Source organism: Spirosoma litoris, assembly GCF_054776755.1.
This window is the reverse complement of the sequence record NZ_BAAHBI010000020.1, coordinates 159,947-176,893: the sequence shown is the minus strand read 5'-3', so window position 1 is coordinate 176,893 and position 16,947 is coordinate 159,947. Positions and strand designations below refer to the sequence as shown.

At 46.3% G+C, this 16,947-nt stretch carries 13 protein-coding genes; 9 read left to right on the top strand and 4 right to left on the bottom strand.

Features of this window, described 5'->3' with window-relative positions; genetic code table 11:
• Positions 1-45 precede the first annotated feature (45 nt).
• Entirely contained in the window at positions 46-1,785 is a 1,740-nt protein-coding gene (gene recJ / locus ACYVGR_RS12945) for a single-stranded-DNA-specific exonuclease RecJ (protein WP_460957193.1), read from the bottom strand.
• Between the two features lie 40 nt (positions 1,786-1,825).
• Here recJ and ACYVGR_RS12940 point away from each other — a divergent pair, with 40 nt between their 5' ends.
• Positions 1,826-2,254, top strand: a complete 429-nt coding sequence (locus tag ACYVGR_RS12940; RefSeq protein ID WP_460957191.1) for a DUF2141 domain-containing protein — start codon at positions 1,826-1,828, stop codon at positions 2,252-2,254.
• A 215-nt stretch (positions 2,255-2,469) separates the two neighbouring features.
• Positions 2,470-3,942, top strand: a complete 1,473-nt coding sequence (gene guaB / locus ACYVGR_RS12935; RefSeq protein ID WP_460957189.1) for an IMP dehydrogenase — start codon at positions 2,470-2,472, stop codon at positions 3,940-3,942.
• A gap of 37 nt (positions 3,943-3,979) precedes the next feature.
• Here guaB and ACYVGR_RS12930 read toward each other — a convergent pair whose 3' ends face one another.
• The 3 genes from ACYVGR_RS12930 to mazG all read right to left on the bottom strand — a co-directional run bounded on the left by ACYVGR_RS12930 (position 3,980) and on the right by mazG (position 9,112).
• Positions 3,980-7,414 (bottom strand): M36 family metallopeptidase, encoded by a 3,435-nt coding sequence (locus tag ACYVGR_RS12930; protein ID WP_460957187.1) that lies wholly within the window; start codon positions 7,412-7,414, stop codon positions 3,980-3,982.
• 80 nt (positions 7,415-7,494) lie between these two features.
• The gene (locus ACYVGR_RS12925) at positions 7,495-8,226 is read right to left on the bottom strand and encodes a metallophosphoesterase family protein (RefSeq protein WP_460957185.1); all 732 of its coding nucleotides are present in this window, start codon (positions 8,224-8,226) and stop codon (positions 7,495-7,497) included.
• 61 nt (positions 8,227-8,287) lie between these two features.
• A complete protein-coding gene (gene mazG, locus ACYVGR_RS12920) occupies positions 8,288-9,112 on the bottom strand; it encodes a nucleoside triphosphate pyrophosphohydrolase (RefSeq protein WP_460957183.1) in 825 nt (274 codons plus the stop codon).
• 59 nt (positions 9,113-9,171) lie between these two features.
• On the opposite strand from mazG, the gene ACYVGR_RS12915 reads away from it, so the two are divergent.
• From ACYVGR_RS12915 to xrtN, 7 genes are all read left to right on the top strand, one after another.
• Positions 9,172-10,830, top strand: coding sequence for an AAA family ATPase (locus ACYVGR_RS12915; RefSeq protein WP_460957181.1), 1,659 nt, complete (start codon positions 9,172-9,174; stop codon positions 10,828-10,830).
• A gap of 72 nt (positions 10,831-10,902) precedes the next feature.
• On the top strand, positions 10,903-11,625 hold the full coding sequence (locus tag ACYVGR_RS12910) for a DUF1361 domain-containing protein (protein ID WP_460957179.1): 723 nt from the start codon (positions 10,903-10,905) through the stop codon (positions 11,623-11,625).
• A gap of 41 nt (positions 11,626-11,666) precedes the next feature.
• Complete coding sequence (locus ACYVGR_RS12905; RefSeq protein ID WP_460957177.1) at positions 11,667-12,035, top strand: diacylglycerol kinase family protein; 369 nt, start codon at positions 11,667-11,669, stop codon at positions 12,033-12,035.
• Positions 12,036-12,092: 57 nt separating this feature from the next.
• Entirely contained in the window at positions 12,093-12,743 is a 651-nt protein-coding gene (locus ACYVGR_RS12900) for a hypothetical protein (RefSeq protein ID WP_460957175.1), read from the top strand.
• A complete protein-coding gene (locus ACYVGR_RS12895; RefSeq protein ID WP_182457170.1) occupies positions 12,740-13,039 on the top strand; it encodes a winged helix-turn-helix domain-containing protein in 300 nt (99 codons plus the stop codon). Before ACYVGR_RS12900 ends, ACYVGR_RS12895 begins: the two co-directional genes overlap by 4 nt.
• Positions 13,040-13,151: 112 nt before the next feature.
• Positions 13,152-15,815, top strand: coding sequence for an XrtN system VIT domain-containing protein (locus ACYVGR_RS12890; protein WP_460957172.1), 2,664 nt, complete (start codon positions 13,152-13,154; stop codon positions 15,813-15,815).
• Positions 15,802-16,917: an exosortase N gene (xrtN, locus tag ACYVGR_RS12885; protein ID WP_460957170.1), complete on the top strand. Its 1,116-nt coding sequence runs from the start codon at positions 15,802-15,804 to the stop codon at positions 16,915-16,917. The genes ACYVGR_RS12890 and xrtN overlap by 14 nt, the downstream gene beginning before the upstream one ends.
• The last annotated feature ends 30 nt before the right edge of the window (positions 16,918-16,947 follow it).

Sequence of the window (16,947 nt, the reverse complement as noted above, 5' to 3'; positions counted from 1 at the left end):
CAGTCGAAAAGTACTATACCTACGGGCTTCAGCCCGTGGCAGTAACTACACTTTTAAATCTTTAAGCATTAACTGCAAAGAGACATTTCCGTTAAAAAAATTCTGTTCCACCTGATAACAGATTGAAAAAGGTCTTCCAGCCCTGAGCTGATCTGCCATGTGCGCAAGACCAAACCCGATGGCCGTCAATGTGTGCCCTGATCGTCCCTGCCGTACACTTATTTTCAGATGCTTTTCCTTCATAATAATGGGTTCGGCAGCCAGATACACATCGTCTGTCATGAAGGTCGGTTGCAGGTTATGTGGACCAAAGGGCCCCATCTGCTTCACAATCCGGACAAGCTTATCGCTAATTTCACTGAAGTCCAATGGGAGATCAATGTCAATTAGCGGAGTCAGATGTTCTTCTTTAATAGTCCGGGCCACAACCTCTTCAAACTTCCGCCGAAACGCGTCAATATTGCTAACCGCCATGGTCATACCTGCTGCAAATGTGTGACCGCCAAACTGTTCCAGCAAATCGGCACATTCTTCAATAGCTTCGTACACATCAAATCCCGGCACCGACCGTGCCGATCCAGCCGCCTTATCGTTCGACTGGGTCAGGATAATCGTTGGCCGATGAAAATGCTCGATACAACGTGACGCCACAATACCAATTACCCCTTTATGCCAACTGGCATCAAACAGAACCGTACTTTTGGCATGGGTTAACACATCACTCTCCCGAATCATCGCCAACGCCTGTTCGGTAATGCTACTATCAAATTCGCGCCGACTATTATTATGCTTATTAATCGCCATCGCAAACTCGTCGGCCTCCTCTTCCGATTCGGCCAGCAGTAGTTGAACAGCCGCTTTCGCATGCTGAATTCGGCCAGCTGCGTTGATTCGCGGCCCTAAACCAAAAACCACATTCGTAATGTCCAGCTCCCGCGTAAAACCCGCTATTTTGATTAACGCTTTCAGCCCAGTTCGTGGTTCTGCGTTAAGATATTTTAAGCCGTAGTACGCCAATACCCTATTCTCGCCCGTAAGCGGTACAATATCTGAGGCAATACTAACGGCCACTAAATCGAGACAGGGATAGAGTTTTTCGGGTTCGATGCCCTTGTGCATGCAAAACGCCTGAAGCAACTTAAAGCCAACCCCACAACCGCTCAACTCTTTATAAGGATACGAGCAATCAGCGCGTTTAGGGTCCAGCACAGCAGCCGCATCGGGCAATTCGTCGCCAGGGCGGTGGTGATCGCAGATAATAAAATCGACGCCAAGTGCTTTCGCTTCGGCCACGCGCTCAATTGATTTAATGCCACAGTCGAGGGCAATAATCAACGAAAACCCATTCTCGGCGGCCCACTCAATTCCCTGTCGTGAAATCCCGTAACCTTCCTTATATCGGTCGGGAATATAATAATCTATCTTTGTGTGATAGTTTTTCAGAAAGCCATATACCAATGCTACCGAAGTCGTGCCATCTACATCGTAGTCGCCATAGATCAGGATTTTCTCCTCCCGTTCAGGCAGCATGGCCATTTGAAGGCGCATGATAGCCCGATCCATATCCTTCATCTCGAACGGATTATGCAAATGACTAATTTCGGGCCGAAAAAAAACACGCGCATCATCGTAGGTTGTGACACCTCGCTGAACCAGCAAAGCCGCCAGAAATGGACTGATACCCAATGACTGCGTTAACGACTGAATAGCAGTTTGCTGCTCCTTCGAGTCAGGGAACGGTTTGGGTATCCATCGTTTAGGTGGTGGGGACGGCTGAGCTATCATAACTGCAAGATAAATCCGTTTTTAGAAAAACGCTCTGTCTATGTTCTTTTTGCTTTCAATTCTTACTCTCTTTTCTCCGGGTCATAGTCCTGTCATTTCATCATCGAAAGCGACTTTAACCATTGACATTCACAATATCCGTTCTCAGAAAGGGTCTGTTTATATTGCGATCTATAAACCGAATAGTGGATTTCCTGACGGTAAGCCAATTGATGGAAAAAAAACTGAAATAAAAGGAACGAGCACACAAACAACCTTTTCAATTGAACCGGGCGAGTATGCCGTAGCGGTTTTTCATGATGAAAACGACAATGGGGTACTGGATAAGCGGATGTTTGGTATTCCTAAAGAACCCTACGGATTTAGCAATAATTTTCGACCCCGAATGTCAGCTCCCAAGTTCAAAGATTGTCAGTTCACGGTTGGCAACCACGACAAGACTATCAGTATAAAGCTGGATTCTTTCTAAACCAGGATTCGTCTGATTGAACTGATTTTTATGATTTATTTAGCCATAAATGACTTACTCTTTGTTAGTAATAGCCAAGTTGTAAGGTTTTCAATCGTTATGAATTAACAAAATCATAAAAATCATTTTCATCAAAAAATCCTGCTGGGTTGCCGCTGCAATTCAGATTTTTTTTGTAATTTTACCCGGCAAATAACACAACCTGCTATTTGCTCATGAGCTTAGATACCAGTAAGTTCCTTTACGAGGCTCTCACCTACGACGACGTACTGCTGCTGCCCGCCTATTCAGAGGTTCTTCCACGCGATACGCAAACCGTTACCCAGCTTACCCGTAACATCCGTTTAAACATTCCGCTTATTTCGGCGGCAATGGATACCGTTACCGAATCGGCATTGGCTATTGCCATGGCGCAGGAAGGCGGAATTGGCATTATCCACAAAAATATGAGCGTTGAAGCCCAGGCCGAACAGGTCCGCAAGGTAAAACGTTCGGAGAGTGGAATGATCATTGATCCTATCACCCTACTCGAAACTGCTTCATTGGGTGATGCGCACAAAATTATGCGCGAGTTTAAGATTGGCGGTATTCCAGTTGTTGATGAATCGGGCAAACTCGTTGGCATTTTGACTAATCGTGACCTGCGTTTCCAGCACGATATGTCGAAACCGGTCACCGACGTTATGACGCAGAATAACCTTATTACGGCACGAGAAGGCTTAACGCTTGAAGAAGCCGAGAGTATTCTCCAGCAACATCGGATTGAAAAGCTACCTATCGTCAACAACGACTATCACCTGGTTGGCCTGATCACCTACAAAGATATCCTGAAGAAGAAGAGCCACCCAAACGCTTGTAAAGACGAATTGGGTCGGTTACGCGTAGGTGCTGCTGTTGGCGTTACACATGATCTTACCAAACGCATTGAAGCCCTCGTTAAAGCGGGCGTCGACGTGATCAGTGTTGATACGGCGCACGGCCACTCGAAAGGCGTTCTGGATGCTGTTCGCGGCATCAAAGAACAGTTTCCTAAACTACAGGTGATTGCCGGTAATGTAGCAACGGGCGAGGGGGCCAAAGCCCTGGCCGATGCTGGTGCCGATGCCGTGAAAGTTGGTGTTGGACCGGGCAGTATCTGTACTACACGCATTATTGCGGGTATTGGCATGCCACAGTTAACGGCCGTTTACGAAGCATCGAAAGCATTACAGGGAACAGGTGTCCCCGTTATTGCCGACGGTGGCATTCGGTTCTCCGGCGACATTACGAAGGCACTTGCTGGTGGAGCCAGCACCGTGATGATTGGTTCTCTGCTGGCCGGTACCGAAGAAGCGCCTGGCGAAGTAGTTCTTTATGAAGGTCGGCGGTTTAAAACCTACCGGGGTATGGGCTCCGTAGAAGCCATGGAAGATGGTTCGAAGGACCGTTATTTTCAGGATGCAGAAGACGATATCAAGAAGCTCGTTCCCGAAGGCATTGTGGGTCGGGTGCCCTTCAAAGGTAAAGTAGCCGAGATTATTTATCAGATGGTTGGTGGTTTGAAAGCCGGTATGGGCTACTGTGGTGCTATCGACATTCCGACTTTACAACAAGCTAAATTTGTAAAGATCACGACGGCTGGCGCTCGCGAAAGCCATCCGCACGATATTTCAATTCAGAAAGAAGCCCCGAACTACTCAGCTCGGTAAGCAAATTAAGGTCAGAGAGGTTACGATTTCTCTGGCCTTAATTTCCAATCATAACCTTTCCAGTGCCTTCCTGAAGGAGTTTCCCACTTCCCAAAAATTGGATTCCCTTAGCCAGTCCTGTATAAGCGTTTGGCAATGTAACCGTGTGCGCGTTCATAATCTGAACAGGTTGCGTTCCATCAGGAATACAAGTACAATTCCAGGTGGTTGGGGCGTTCCAGTTGCCGCTTCTAATCGAATAGACTCCCGTGGGGGCAACTACTGTTACAGTCGCATTCTCACTTTTATCACTCAGACAAACCTTAGTACCCGTCGTTCGCTCACAGCGGGCGTAGTATTGGGTGGTGCCGGTTGGCGAAACAGGCATACTAACCGCTGCATCATCGGCAGCCTGATACCATTTTAGTACGGAGCCTGTATCTGTACAACCGGTGGCATTGAGTGTTATTGAACTACCAGCCGTAATAGTTGTACTCGTACTGGTAACAACGGGCGGAGCGGTACTTAAAATGGTAAACGTAGTAGCAACACGACAGACACTTCGTTCGGGAGTTGACACATAAAACGTTGTGGTACCAGGCGTGGCTGTATTAGGAATGCCGGAGCCCGCTACCCCTACCGGATTGAATGTCGGAATTACAGCTATTGGCGTAGTACTCGTAAGGCTCGTAAACCAGGTTGGGGTGCCCGTAAAAAAAACAGGGGCGCTTCCCTGTAAAGTAAAGCTTCCTGTTACATTGCTAGAATAGGTAGCCACAACCAGGATGTAAGTTACGCCCTGCGTAAGGGAATGCGTTAGCTGAGACAGATAGGCAGGACCACTATCGTCATCACCATGCAGAAAATTAGTAGCTGGGCTTGCGGGATTAAAGGATGTTTGATACAATGATAAGTAAGTATCATTATAGCTATCACTCAGGGTAGCCGATGTAATGCCAAACGTTTGCGTACCACTCGAAGGCGCTGTAAACGTGAATGCCTGATAATAAACTGACCGGCCAGCCGTGTAGCTAGTCACGTCATCTCCCGAAGCACGTATGTACGTTGGCGAACTGGTTGATAGCGTTCGGGTAACTGTATTGGTTTGTGCAATTGGCACGATGAGGCCTCCATCACTAGGTACGGTTGCATTCTGGCAAACCGAATACGAGCCGACAATGGGAGTTACAACGGGGTTGACTATAACATCAACTGGCAAACGTGAGGGACCCGCTCCACAACCACTTGGACTTATCGAAAAGACATAACGAACAGTAATCGGCTGATCGGTTGTATTGATCAATGTTTCATTGACTATCGCCGAACTACCCACCGCACTGGTATTACTGATGCCAACTACAACAGCACGTGTCCAGCTAAAACTAACGCCCGTTGTGCTTGAGGTGGCCGTATAGGTAAATGAATATCCTGAACAGGCGGTTGCCGTTGCTGGTGAGCTGAGTGTATTTCCCCCGATTAGGGTATAGTCTTCAATCACAATCCGATCGTCCGATGAGACTCCCGTTGAGGCATTAGCTCCCAAACCCCGCCGGGCAAAAGCCCGCCCAATAGCGCATCGATACCGCCCTCCAAACAAAAGCTGGTCGGCTTGTAGAATAGCATCGCGAGATTCTACAAAACTGGGGCTACAGGGTTGCAAACGTAAGCCTTCGGTCACCAACTTTAGGGCCGCTATGTTACCCTGCATAGCCGTTACGCTGGTGGGCATATCGTAGATGTTAGCGGTAATCTGGTTATCCTGCAAGATAATTTCCCAGGTCATATCCCACAACATGGTAGCCCAGATGGTGCCAATTCCGTGCGGTATCGAGAAATCCGTATCGCCTACTTTGGCATACGTAACAGCGCTATTGACATTGGCCATATCGTAGGAATAGGGATATTGGCGGATACCCAGTCCGATGGTCGGCTCTCCACTGGCATACGTGCCTATTCCCCGTGGCAGATTAGCGCTGGCAACATTGGCACTCAACGATGACCAGGGGGTTGTCATCATCAACGCCAGGTAATCGCTCCAACCCTCTCCTCCTTGCTCAGCGTTTTGCAGACAGGCTGAATTGGCTGGCCCTCCTGTCAGTCGAGTTGACCAACCATGCCCGTATTCGTGCGAAATAATGCCGTTGTCAAAATCACCATCTGGCTGGTACGTATTCGCATTACTCCAGAGGTACATCTGCATACGGCCATTTACTCCATCTTCGGGTACATAAAAATTGGCATTGTCCAAACCACCCCCATCCTGTGCATCGGCAAATATATAGTCGTTGCCAAGCCCGCCACGCTCCTGATTGTTGTTCTGAAAGTTGCCGCTTGGCTCGTCGAAACCAAATTTCCACAGCACATCATGAAGCAGGTTATTCCAATAAAATAGATTGGTAATGGCTGCATTCTGATTGCTCGTAGCTGTATTTAAACCTTGTGCATAAGGATAATTAAATTCCAGCGTGGCCGATGAAGGACTAGCTCCTACCCCATTATCGTTATCGGTATCTTCCTGTGCCCAAACGTTATTTCCCCGTGTTGTTATATAGTCGACACTACCATCGTTATGCCAGCCATTCGTTGCTCCGGGGCCGGTGCCCGTGGGTGCAAATCGTACGTATGGATTGACCGACTCCGTACGCGAACCGTGATTGGGACTTTCGAGCGGGTAATCAAAAACGGTATAGCCATTGGGCGACAAACTCTCTTTTCTGAATCCAAAATAAGCCGATGAACTGGGGCAATTATGAGGGGAGGTCAGGTGGTTAGGCATGCCGAAGTTACAATGAACGATGTCATCTTTTTTCTTAAGTATCTCGCCCGAAAACGCATCGACATGGATATTCCAACCGTTTCTGGCATCTTTTGTCAGGAAGCGTACATTCCAGGTAAGCGCCAGTTTTTCAACGAGTTTCTGCCCTTTCTGATCAGCTTCGACCGGAAGCCAGTACAGCTTTACATCAATTTTTTCGTCAGACAGATCGGGAATTAAATAGGTGCTTTTGGTAAGCGTCCCATCGGTTAGCTTTGTAATTATCGGTGCCTGCGTTTGCGACAAATTAGCGGAAGACAGTCCTACATTGGCAGTAGCTTTCCGCAAAGCGTCGAACGGGGTAATCGCGCCTTTTAGCGCGCTCGTTCTCGGTAAAAGGTTGATACCAGGAATAAAATTGTGATTTAGAGCAGCCACCTGACCACCGATCAGAACAATACTCATGACCCGATTATATACCTCTACCGACTGATAACCCTGATTAAAATAAACGTGATACCAACCTGTGGTGGGCGACCGATAGGCGCTTGACACGACAAGCCCATTCACATCGGCAGCCGTTAATTTTTGCTGCTCTAGGGTAGAAAGCACGTATTTTCGGGCAGTTTCTACTTCAACCTGCGCATATGACCGAACCGGGTTAATTAGCCATAAACCTAACAAAGTGAGCCAGATACCCGGATATTTACTAGCCTGTGCGTAAAACTGTTCCATCATTGGCAGAACGATGTGTAAAGGGCTTCGGGTATTCTGCAATGAAGATGGGGCAATAACTAATTTTCTCAGCAGAATTCAGATTAGATGTAATACACCGCACTTGTCGTGCCATGTGTAGTAAGGTTAACTTCGCGGATACCGATACGGTAATGATCAACGGCAAATTCCGAAGTATCCTGTCTCATCTGGTAGAAAGTTGACGGCGAAAGCAACACCAGCAGATTACCCCGCTGCACAATTTTATCGACATGATAATGGCCACAAACAACCGTTACATGACAAGGTAATTCGTGGACTAGCTCAAGGAATTCATCACTTTGCCGAAAGGGATACTTGGTATCCATAAATTCTACATCGGCCGGAAGGGGCGGGTGATGCATCATAATCAGCACATTGTTGTCGCGCAATGCCGTTAAATAATCGCGCAGCCAAGTCCACTGGGCCGTCGAAAATTCGCCTTTCGATGAATCTAAAAACAAAGCCGGACGCCCCTCAAGCGGCAATGCATAATACAACTCAGTATCATGCAGATCGTGGTCTTTTTGAAACACATCGGCCAACATAACAGGGTCGTCATGATTACCTGCAATCACGTAATGCGGAATGGGCAAGTCGTCCAGATGCTTTTTCACCCACTCGTAAATAGACCGATCGCCGTGTACATTACACAAATCCCCCCCCACAACTAAACAATTGGGTTTTAGACTTTTCACGAACTCCAGGGCTTTCAGAAAATTCTGCCGGACATCAACACCCTGCATCTTTTCGCCCTCAGCACCAATATGTATGTCTGTTATAAAGGCTATACGCATAATTTATGTATGATATAGGATATAGTAAGTATGAGGGTCAGAATATTTCATATACCCTACATCATATATCTTTCTTTGCTTCGTTCCAGTACACGTCCATCTCAGCTAATGTCATATCATTCAGCGTTTTGCCATTAACACGAGCTTGCTCCTCCAGGTACTGAAATCGTTTGATGAATTTTTTATTGGTACGCTCGAGAGCCGTTTCGGGATTGATATCAATGAAACGGGCATAATTGACCAGTGAGAACAAGAGATCCCCGAACTCGCCCTCGGCTCGCTCATGGTTAATTGCTTCGTTGTTTTCAGCATTAAACTCGGCCTTGAACTCCTGCATCTCCTCCTCTACCTTTTCCCAGACTTGTTGTTTTTCGTCCCAGTCGAAACCAGCGCCACGGGCCTTTTCCTGGATACGCATGGCTTTTACCAGAGCGGGTAACGAGCCGGGTACGCCCCCCAACACCGATTTGTTGCCTTCCTTCAATTTAAGCTGTTCCCAGTTGGCTTTTACCTGCTCTTCCGTTTCGGCGACCACGTTCCCATAGATATGCGGATGCCGACTAATGAGTTTGTCACAAACGCTATTCAGCACATCAGCCATATCGAACCGGTCCGGCGACCCGGCTTCTAGTTCAGAAGCAATTTTAGCATAGAAAACCAGATGTAATTGAATGTCGCCCAGCTCTTTCCGTATTTCCGGAAGATCTTTATCCAGAATAGCATCGGAGAGTTCGTAGGTTTCTTCGATGGTCAGATGTCGTAAGGTATCCATCGTCTGTTTTCGATCCCACGGACACTGTTCGCGCAGTTCGTCCATGATGGTCAGCAGCCGGTTGAATGCCATCAGTTGTTCCTGACGACGAGAGGGTAATTCAGAAAAGGTCATGGTGTAAACTTACACAAAACACTTATTCAAAAACTATTGAAATTGTTCAACTTTGTACTATGTACATCACAAAGGTAGAACTACAGAACTTCAAACGCTTTACTGACTTAACCATTGATGGCATTCCTACGAATGCGAAATTGGTTTTACTTATTGGTTCCAATGGGTCGGGCAAGTCGTCGGTATTCGATGCGTTTGAGTTTTTAAACACAGGATCAAAAACGCATATCCATCAAAAGAGTGGTTCACAGTATAAAGGCGCTATGCAAAGTTTGTTGAGCAGCCTTTCTTCTCTGAAAAAGCGTAATGACTCACAAACCACTATCCTTATAGAAGACAATCAAGGAGAATCATCTCGATTTGAAGAGACAAAATCACCTATATCTATTAGTAACTTATCAGACAAAGCCTTCTATGGCCGAACCAGCTTTCGGCAAGTTGCCAGGTTAACCCGGCGTCAATCAGAAGAGAACAGTGTATCTACAATCGAAGCCGACTCAGACAGGCCTCGTACTTTTATTGACCGCGATAATCGGTTTGAAGCTGATATAGACCGTATATCAAGGCAAATTTTCCAGGAGATTTTCAGGAATGGAGCCTCTGCTCAACAAATAAAGGATAAATATGTAGAGCCTATAAATCAAGCTTTTGATCGCATTTTCGACTCCCAGCTAACTAACAGACTATCGCTTATTGAGTTTATACCACCTGGTGAAGGACAGGCAACTCAGGTAAATTTTAGAAAGGGAGAATCCGAAATATCATACGATTATTTAAGCGCAGGGGAGAAAGAGATTTTCAATATACTCTTCAATCTGCTCGTTCGTCGAGATCAATTTACGGATACGGTTTATTTTTTTGATGAAATAGATCTCCATCTGAATACCAAATTACAATTCAACCTGCTTAAAGAAATCACTGAAAATTGGATTCCAGAAAACTGTCAACTCTGGACAGCTTCGCACTCGCTTGGCTTTATCGACTATGTCCGACAGTATGAAAAAGGGGTAATTATTGATTTCGACGATCTGGATTTCGACCAGCCTCAGACCTTGTTTCCTGAACCCAAGGAGCGCTTAGATGTGTACGACATTGCTGTACCTAAGGAAACTCTACTTGCCTTAATGACTGGAAAGAAATTAGTATTTTGTGAGAACAAGAATGATCAATATTACAATTTACTAGCCATTTCAGACACCATTTTTGTTGGTGTCAATAACTCAGCTGATGTTTTCTTAAAGGTTAAACGAGACTTAGCTTATAGCTCTATACGTGATCGTGATTTCATCTCAGATTCAGAAATAGACTACCTCCATAAACAGTACCCTAATCATCACATCCTGACTTACTACTGTTTTGAGAACTATTTGTATCACCCTAAAAACATTGAAGAACTCAACTTAGGTTGGTTCAATTATAAAACTTATGAGGATGCAATTCGGCGTTTGAAAAACGAGCGGGTAGACTATATTCTGCCCACTCTGGTATCTTCAAGACAGCGATATGAAGAGTTCAAAAACGATCCTAAATTAGACTACAAAGCTACTGACAGCATCGTCGATGACTTTAAAAGTGATGACTTTGAGCGCTTTTATAAGTTTTTCAGCATGAAAGGGCAGCATGAAAAAATAGATCCTGCTCTTGGAAAAATCCCTCAAAAAAACCTCGTTCAAACCAACTGGTTTCGGCAACAAATCCAAGCCGCTCTGAACCGATAGAAATATTTTAGCTGATTTTCTTGATTGTCAATCTTTTTATTCATTTACTTTGCAAAACAAAGTACTTTATATATGCAAACACACTACGCTTCACCGTATAGCCCGGACTTATCACCAATCCGCGACACACAGACGGGAAAAGGCCTTCGGGCCCTAACACTTTTAACGATAGCGGGGCTAACTCTAGTGATAACCCGTGGTCTTTTAACCAACAACTGGTGGTTCTTCGTCATGTTAACCTGGAACCTGTTTCTGGCGTGGTTTCCGTTGGGCGTTGTGCTGGTTCTTCGCGATTTACGAGCAGCGGGCGGCCCGTCGTCGTGGTTTAGAAGCCGATGGCTTTTAATGAGCGCTCTGTTCCTGTGGCTGGCGTTTCTGCCCAATGCGCCCTACATCATTACCGATCTGTTCCACATCAAAAATATCGACCACCCTCTTCTCTGGTTCGATACCATGACGATATTCCTTTTTGCATTAACTGGCTTATTGATCGGCTTATACTCCATTTTGCTGGTTCACCGAATGCTCCGACCACTACTAGGGCAATGGCTAACGTGGGGGCTGATGCTGATTTGCCAGCTTTTGTCGGGATTTGGCATTTATCTGGGCCGTGTTGGCCGCTGGAATAGCTGGGATATATTGACCAATCTATCTGCACTCACCTCGGCTATTGCCCATGTCTATCACGACCATTTGAGCATAAAACTTACGCTGGCTTACGGCTTTGTTCTGATTGTTTTGTATGTAGCTTTTTACTGGTATGCCGAGCACGAGGAAAAGCCACACAAACTATAACCAGACGCCCAGTACGCTTATTTTAATAGTATGTTTGCCCAATGATTGATTTTCGTAAAGTCATCCGCAGTTTTCGATTTGCCGGGCAAGGTATTCTGGATTTGTTCCGTTTCGAGAATAATGCAAAAGTACATCTGTTGATTGCCGGGCTGGTTGTTGTAGCTGGTTTATATTTGCATCTAAACCGTACTGAATGGGCCATTATTCTAACGCAAATCGGATTGGTTTGGGCTGCCGAAGCCTTCAATACAGCCATTGAAAAATTATGTGATTTTGTGTCGCCGGGGCTGCATCCACAAATAAAAGCGATTAAAGATATGTCATCAGGGGCTGTATTAATTTTAGCTATTGTGGCCGTGATTGTCGGTCTAATCATCCTTGGCGGGCGGCTTCTGGAATCCTTTCAATAAATTAGTCATTCATTATTCAGTTACGTTTACTCTTTCTACACTTTCGTTCTTTAGACTATGCACGAATCCCGCGAACACCTGCAAACGCTGACGGAAATCCGTAGCCTGATGGAGCGCTCTTCTAAATTCCTGTCATTGAGTGGCTTATCGGGCGTATCGGCGGGAGTAATTGCCCTGATCGGAGCCTTTCTTGTCTCCATGCGTTTGCAGACAAGTTTCTTAACCCGACTTACTGACAGTGGACATTCAACAGGCGCTACTCAACTAAACTATCACGATCAACGGCAGTTTTTAATCAGTGTAGCGGCTGGTGTGCTTGTATCCGCGCTGCTAGCGGGCACCTATTTCACCCTTCGAAAAGCGCGACGACATGGCCAGCGTGTTTGGAATCAATCGTCTCAGCGGTTACTTTGGGCTATGGCTGTTCCGCTGGCAACAGGTGGTATATTTTGCCTTGCCCTCCTTTTCTATAATCTGATTTGGCTGGCCTTTCCGGCAACGCTTATTTTTTATGGGCTGGCGCTGTACAATGGCAGCAAATACACCTTTCGCGATGTTGAGTCATTAGCCTATTGCGAAATTATACTGGGCCTGCTGTCGGTGTTTTGGCCGGGCTATAACTTGTTGACGTGGTCACTTGGCTTTGGGGTCTTGCACATTGTGTACGGCCTGGCCATGTACTACAAATATGAACGTACTACTGCATGAATAACGACCTGCTCGCTCAGTTTAACAAAGCCTTTGAAAGCAAAGCGCGGCTAAGCATCATGTCGGTTCTGATGGTCAATGACTCCCTGAGTTTTAATGCACTGAAAGAACTGCTTGGCCTCACCGATGGCAATCTGGCCACGCACCTTCGTGCGCTGGAAGAAGCGGGCTATGTAGCTGTACAGAAGCAGTTTATTGGGCGAAAACCGAATACCACTTACTCGGCAACACCACTTGGCCAACAGGCATTTACGGATCACCTGAATGCCTTAGAAGCGTTTATTAAGAATATGTAAACCAATCCTGCACAGTACCCTTACTTGCCTATAACACAAACCTTAAACAGTGTTTGTAAGACCCTATGTCGCTATTTTTTATCATTTTGACTTTGTAAAACAAAGTACTTTTATGAAAATAGAAACGAAAGACAATCAACTGAAAGCTGGTTCTGAACTACCAAGCGCACAGACAGATAACACCGAATATAGCCTGCCTGTATCTCCTCGATCTCGTCTACTGGAACCGTTCCGAGATTCAACATTTGGTTTAGGACTTGTTCTGCTATTGATTTCGGGGGGAGCGTATTTGGTGTATGACTTTTCTGAAACGCGTAAGGAAAGTTCGATGAACAATGTATTGTTTATGCTGCATTACGCCCTGGCCTTATTCTTCTCATTGATGTTAATAACGGGCAATATTCTTCATTTCCACTGGAAGCAGTATCCCGAAGGCCGTCACTCAAGATGGCTGGGTTTGTTGCTATGGCTCATCAGTGCCTACGCCTTGAACCGCAACATGTCTGTCTTTCAGAAATCGACTTCGTGGCTGTGTTGGGCACTCATTTTGGTTGGAGTAGCTATGGTGCTGTATAGCTGGAAAGAATCGCTAACCGTTCGGATGCAGCAGTTACTTTATGCTGTACTAGCGGTTGGCTGGTGGTTGTTTGCGTATATGGCTATTTACGTGTGTCAACTGTACATTATTAGTATACCATTACTACTTGGGTTAGGTTTATCCGTTCATACGTTTGTACCACTCCTTTTCGCGATTGCACTTGGAAAACGATTGTGGGAGGATGCAAAACGCGAAGAACATTTGCGACTTGGTATTAGCATTGGATTATCTGTACCGCTTCTAGCTATCGGTTTATTTCTGAGCGGCTGGATTCGCGACCTTAACTGTATGGAGCAAACGCGGCTGGAAGCTACCATCCGAAAAACCAGCGATCTCCCCGACTGGGTTCTTATTGCTCAACAACTTAAACACAACGGCACTTTATCTGGCTGGATTACCAATCGGCTTTTGTTAAGTAATCGAGTGTATGCACAGGGTCATTTTTTCGATGACAGTAATTGGGGCTTTGGTGGGCTGGTCGCTTCCGACGATGTGCGCGAACATGACCCGCTGGTCGTTATTGCTTCGCAATTGTTTCCTATCGATCTATTAAGCAATGCCGACCAGTTAGCCTTGTTAAAGGTGCTTACGGGTAACCGACATGGTTCAGAAGAGAAGTTCTGGACGGGTCGGCACTTGGCAATACAGGATGTTGTATCGCAGGTGCGTATCTGGCCGCAATTTCGGATGAGTTATACAGAGCAAACATTTCGGATTCGGAATCAGGCACGTAACACCACAGAAGAAGCCCTGCTTACGTTTCATATGCCACCGGGTTCGGTCGTTTCGTCTATGTCACTTTGGGTTAACGATCGCGAGGAGCCAGCACGGCTGACAACCGTTGCCAAAGCCGATTCAGCCTATCGCAGAATTGTAAACGTAGAATCAAAAATCATCGCTCGAGATCCATCAGTCGTGTATTGGCAGGAGGGAAATCGGGTAACTGTGCGTGTATTTCCCTGCCGGGCTGGTGAAGATCGACGCGTAAAACTAGGCATTACATCGCCCCTAAAGTTTACTAGAGGTCAGTTGATTTATCAAGTCCCTTATCTCGAAGGTCCGGATGCGAGTTCGGCGAAAGAGCTTATTCATGTCGATTTTGATTCGACTCCAACCACCCTGCGAACGCCCTGGTTGTGGGAAACATTAGCAGGCAAAACGCTTACGCATCAGGGCCGTTACAATGCTGATTGGCAACTCGTATTCGACGCGCCGAATTTATCTACCGATGCCTTTATACTCAACAATAAGGCGTATAAAACAGAATTACTAACACCAGAAAATGAGCCATTTATACCTACTGATGTGTATCTGGACGTGAACAAATCGTGGAGTCAAAGTGAGTTTAAAGAGGCCTTTCAGATGATTCAAAGGCAACCAAACTGTCGGGCTTGGGTATTCGATGATGGATTAAAAGAGCTTGAAGAAACAGAACTGGAACCAACCTATAAACGACTCCATAAACAAGAATTTAGCCTGTTCCCAATTTATCGGATTCAGAATCCGGCAACGGCTCTACTCATCACGAAAAGCACAGATATGTCGCTCACATTGAGCGACTTAAAGAATAGCCCGTTTGCCGACAATCTGGGACAATTAGCGAAACAGCAAGTGCCTATCCGTACATTTTGTTATCAATCAGATGATCAGCCAAACAACCTTACGCCTTACCTAAAAACCTTGGCCGAACTCAGCGTGCTAAACGTGACAACAGGCTATAGTTTCATTTTGACTCAGCATGTCAACAGTCACGAGTTCCCTTGCCAAACCAATGAACCAGACGTTATCGAGTTGCCCGAAGCCGGGATTGCCATTCGCGAAACATCCAGCCAACCAGACCAGGCGTCGGTAGCTCCAGACCATCTTGCTCGCTTATTTACATACAATCGATTATTACACCAGATTGGGCGACAGTATTTTGCCAAGAACTACCAAACAGAAGCACTCATTCAGGAAGCCCAACAGGCTCATATTGTATCGCCGATATCGAGTTTGGTTGTTCTCGAAACGGCTGCTGATTACGATCGATTTGGCATCAAAAAGGACAATTCAGGCCTTGAAAACGCCACCCTGAAACAAGAAGGAGCTGTACCCGAACCTCAGGAATGGGCCTTGTTGATTATGCTGGCGAATTTAATTGGATGGCTAATTTGGCGAAAGAGATATGCTCTTCATTGATCTGACCACATTACTGGCAATGTTGCTGCTAGTTTACGCTTGGTGGCCAGGCAGCGTAGGCAGAAGCCGCTGGACGGGCCGGTTAGTGGCCTTATGCCTACTCTCACCTGTTCTACGTTACCTTTCTGCCCTGTTCTCGTTTCCAATTCGTTTGCAACTCAGCACTTGGGCAGGTAGTTTGCTTCGATTAATTGGTCTGCATGTGCAGGTAGAGGGCAATGTTCTTATTAAAACCATCCGAGACTTTGGTTCTATTGAAATGGCTGTTGACCCTGCCTGTATGGGACTACAACTCACTGGTATATCGCTTTTGGTTGGGCTGTTCGCGCTAATTTGGCAAGAGCGTGAACAGCAAAAAAAGGTCTACATGGGTTGGATAATACCCTATCAGTCAGCCGTTTTTGGACTAACTATTTTCTGCAATTTGTTTCGAATCGTGTTATTGGTCGCATTAGGAGCCATGCCTGGCACCTGGGAACATGAAGGCATCGGCTTAGCCTGTGTGCTGGTTTATACATGGCTCCCGACCTGGTGGCTGGCGCGTCTACTTGTACAACGAATGGGCCAGGTAGAGTCCCAAAACTCATCCCTGGAGTTAGCCGCTAGCATGTTAAAACCAGCAAGCTGGAGCTTCGGGTTAGTAGTGGTTGGTCTTAGCATCAGAGCTTTAGCGGCTCTACCAAACAATAAGCCGGTCGAAATCAGCACAAATTCTAAATCGACTCCAGGTACTGGCTCTACTTATGAGTCTGGCTGCCAACGAAAAGTTCTTGCCAACGGATTTATTCAGCTTTCCAAACCAGGCTTATTACTCTATCTAAAACCACAGTCCGACTGGTTTAGTGCTGATCATAGCCCGATGGCTTGTTGGCAGGGCAGCGGTTATGAACTTCGCCGGGTTCGGGAAACGGCAGTCGATGGGCACCCGGCTTATGTTGGGGAGTTGCGAAAAAGAGGCCAGACTCTATATACCGCCTGGTGGTTCAGCAATGGAACGTTAACCACAATAAGCCAACTGACGATGCGCGGGCGGATGCTTCGGGGCGAAACGGGTTTTGTGCTTGTCAATTTGACCGTCGAGAAGCCATTCCGGCAATCTTAGGCCATCTATAGTAGATATGCGTGTTGTCAG

Excerpts from the sequence above, each read along its gene's own strand:
- recJ (WP_460957193.1), bottom strand. The coding sequence starts at position 1,785 with ATGATAGCTCAGCCGTCCCCACCACCTAAACGATGGATACCCAAACCG.
- ACYVGR_RS12940 (WP_460957191.1), top strand. The coding sequence starts at position 1,826 with ATGTTCTTTTTGCTTTCAATTCTTACTCTCTTTTCTCCGGGTCATAGT.
- guaB (WP_460957189.1), top strand. The coding sequence starts at position 2,470 with ATGAGCTTAGATACCAGTAAGTTCCTTTACGAGGCTCTCACCTACGAC.
- ACYVGR_RS12930 (WP_460957187.1), bottom strand. The coding sequence starts at position 7,414 with ATGATGGAACAGTTTTACGCACAGGCTAGTAAATATCCGGGTATCTGG.
- ACYVGR_RS12925 (WP_460957185.1), bottom strand. The coding sequence starts at position 8,226 with ATGCGTATAGCCTTTATAACAGACATACATATTGGTGCTGAGGGCGAA.
- mazG (WP_460957183.1), bottom strand. The coding sequence starts at position 9,112 with ATGACCTTTTCTGAATTACCCTCTCGTCGTCAGGAACAACTGATGGCA.
- ACYVGR_RS12915 (WP_460957181.1), top strand. The coding sequence starts at position 9,172 with ATGTACATCACAAAGGTAGAACTACAGAACTTCAAACGCTTTACTGAC.
- ACYVGR_RS12910 (WP_460957179.1), top strand. The coding sequence starts at position 10,903 with ATGCAAACACACTACGCTTCACCGTATAGCCCGGACTTATCACCAATC.
- ACYVGR_RS12905 (WP_460957177.1), top strand. The coding sequence starts at position 11,667 with ATGATTGATTTTCGTAAAGTCATCCGCAGTTTTCGATTTGCCGGGCAA.
- ACYVGR_RS12900 (WP_460957175.1), top strand. The coding sequence starts at position 12,093 with ATGCACGAATCCCGCGAACACCTGCAAACGCTGACGGAAATCCGTAGC.
- ACYVGR_RS12895 (WP_182457170.1), top strand. The coding sequence starts at position 12,740 with ATGAATAACGACCTGCTCGCTCAGTTTAACAAAGCCTTTGAAAGCAAA.
- ACYVGR_RS12890 (WP_460957172.1), top strand. The coding sequence starts at position 13,152 with ATGAAAATAGAAACGAAAGACAATCAACTGAAAGCTGGTTCTGAACTA.
- xrtN (WP_460957170.1), top strand. The coding sequence starts at position 15,802 with ATGCTCTTCATTGATCTGACCACATTACTGGCAATGTTGCTGCTAGTT.